The organism is Mucilaginibacter sp. P5_A4, assembly GCF_056400605.1.
Genome location: NZ_JBFUKX010000116.1, coordinates 1 through 2,504 on the forward strand (window position 1 = coordinate 1; position 2,504 = coordinate 2,504).

Genomic DNA, 2,504 nt, shown 5'->3' on the forward strand with positions numbered 1-2,504 from the left:
CGCGTTTATGACCGGCGTTTATGACCGGACAAGGATTAAGATGAAAGGGTATGTAGCAGTACAAAAAAAACTATTGGTAATGATGTATTACTTGTGGAAGAAAAACGAAAAATACGACGCCAAATTCGATCACACTAAAAAAATAATAGCCCCGGCAATGCCTGGGGCTACACTTGATGAACATCTAAAAGAAGCTCTCATTAAACAACAAAATTAATCTAATTTTTATGAAAATTTATTTGTTTTCTAAGACAGTACCTATACGTTCATACTGCGCAGGCCTTATCCGCATTGGCCGGTATCCACTKCTATCCCTATTGCAAAAAAAAACGCTGTTCGAATGTCTCCGACTTCGAACCAATATGTAAAGTAGTCTACAGACTACTTGTGCTGTGCGCTACTTTTGCTATACATACGGGTAGTTGCAAACTACAGGCATAGTCGTTCGAAGTCGGAGACATTCGAACAGCGGAAGACTTCGGAGAGCGTGATTATGGTCCCAGGTTCGAGCCGAACCAGGGCTATCATCAAATTATGGTCAATTCGTTCTGAACCAGCCTACGCTATACTCCATCATACAGCTTGCGTCGTCAATAGTTGATCATTCAAGCGATCAGGCTTCATTTGCTTCGTTATCCTGAAATTGCTTTAATATTACCCTTTTCAAGCGCTCCTGGTGTTCATCACCCCAAAGCCCGATAGTGTGCATGATCGGTATCAATGTTTTACCGAAATCCGTAAGATCATACTCCACTTTGGGCGGCATTACCGCATAGATCTTTCTGGTAACCAATTCGTGTTCTTCCAACTCTTTCAGCTGGATGTTCAAAACCCTCCTGGAAACATCGGGTATCTTGCGCTGTAATTCACTGGGGCGTTTGTGGCCTTCATGAATGAACCATAATATGCGGATCTTCCACTTTCCATAAAGCACTTCTCCGACCAGATCAAGGCCGCAATTCAGGTAAGGTAAGATCTTTCTTTCATACATATCACAAATATAGCCGTGTCACGCGATGCGAACAATAGGGATAAATTTCTCCCTATGTGAATCGTAAGCCCGTACTTGTTAGGAGTTTATGTACTACCGAAATTTGTACAAAACAAATAACTATGGAAAAGCAACTTAATTTATCAGATGAACTCTCAGGCAAGATCGCCCTGGTAACCGGAGGTACGAAGGGTGCCGGTAAAGCTATTGCGCAACGGTTACAGGCAGCAGGCGCGACCATAATTACCACGGCCAGGAATAAGCCAGAGCATAACGATCGGGACTTTCATTTTATTTCTGCTGACCTGAGCAAGCCGGAGGGGACAGCCAAAGTTGTTCATGAAGTACTGGAAAAATTTGGCAGACTGGATATACTTGTGAATAATCTTGGCGGCTCAGATACACCCGGAGGAGGATTTGCCGTCCTCTCTGGCGAAGATTGGGAATCATCCATCCGGACCAATTTATTGGCTCCTGTCAGTTTAGACAGAGGCTTTTTACCGCAAATGCTGGATCGTGGCTGCGGGGTAATTATACACATCGCTTCTATCCAGGGCAAGCTGCCACTGCACGATTCTACTTTGCCTTATGCTGCGGCCAAAGCAGCGCTCATTAACTATAGTAAAGGATTATCCAAAGAGGTTGCACCAAAAGGTGTACGCGTGTTAACGGTATCACCGGGATGGATCATGACGGAATCATCTGAACGAATGATGGAGCGGATCTCAAAGAGCTCAAATATTACGATCGATAAAGCGAAACAAAGCGTAATGGCTGCTTTAGGCGGCATACCGATGGGCAGGCCGGCGCAACCCGAAGAAGTGGCAGAATTGGTGGGCTTTTTAGTTTCGCCGAGGGCCGACTATCTCACCGGGACCGAATTTGTGATAGACGGAGGAACGATACCAACAGTTTAACAAAATACATAAACCATGAATTTACCAAAAGTAGTAACAAGTTTAGTAGAAGCTCAGAACAGCCATGACAGCCAGGGTTTGTCATCCTGAACGCAGTGAAGGATCTATTCGCAGACTGTACAGGGCGAAGAAGCATTGCAAATAATAGATGCTTCACGAAATCCCGGACTTACGAAGTTTCAGAAACTTCGTAAATCTTTCGCCGGTTTGTTATTCACTGGTGACGCACGCGTGTCGTGGCTGCACAACCACTGCTGCGCACGCGCAATGCCATTAAGTTAAAGAGGTTTTTCGTGCAAAGATCGCAAAGGCGCAAAGTGATTTTCTGGCTTTCCTTAGCGTCCTGGCCATTTTTGGGCAAAATAAATGGCAATACCTGCGGCCCGGGCTCATATCTTTATATTTATATAAATCAGAATAAAAGGAGGCACTTTGCGCCCGGGCATGACACGTAGTAATTATGATGTTGACGGTATAGGGTTATCCTCCTTTTTTATTTCTTAAAGTCAGAACAGTACCTATTGACAGGTTTCGCACCTGATCAGCTATTAACATGAGCAAAGACTTAAAAGAGGTTCCTGATGATAACTATAATT

At 44.2% G+C, this 2,504-nt stretch carries 2 protein-coding genes and 1 pseudogene; 2 read left to right on the forward strand and 1 reads right to left on the reverse strand.

Annotation, left to right across the window (positions count from 1 at the left end):
- Window positions 1-217, forward strand: a pseudogene (locus AC1DQW_RS27435) (hypothetical protein); the annotation flags it as partial.
- Between the two features lie 396 nt (window positions 218-613).
- Here the strand turns inward: AC1DQW_RS27435 and AC1DQW_RS27440 are convergent.
- Window positions 614-991 (reverse strand): winged helix-turn-helix transcriptional regulator, encoded by a 378-nt coding sequence (locus AC1DQW_RS27440; RefSeq protein ID WP_477456974.1) that lies wholly within the window; start codon window positions 989-991, stop codon window positions 614-616.
- A 122-nt stretch (window positions 992-1,113) separates the two neighbouring features.
- Between AC1DQW_RS27440 and AC1DQW_RS27445 the strand changes: the two genes are divergently transcribed.
- On the forward strand, window positions 1,114-1,908 hold the full coding sequence (locus AC1DQW_RS27445; RefSeq protein ID WP_477456975.1) for an SDR family oxidoreductase: 795 nt from the start codon (window positions 1,114-1,116) through the stop codon (window positions 1,906-1,908).
- Window positions 1,909-2,504: the final 596 nt, after the last annotated feature.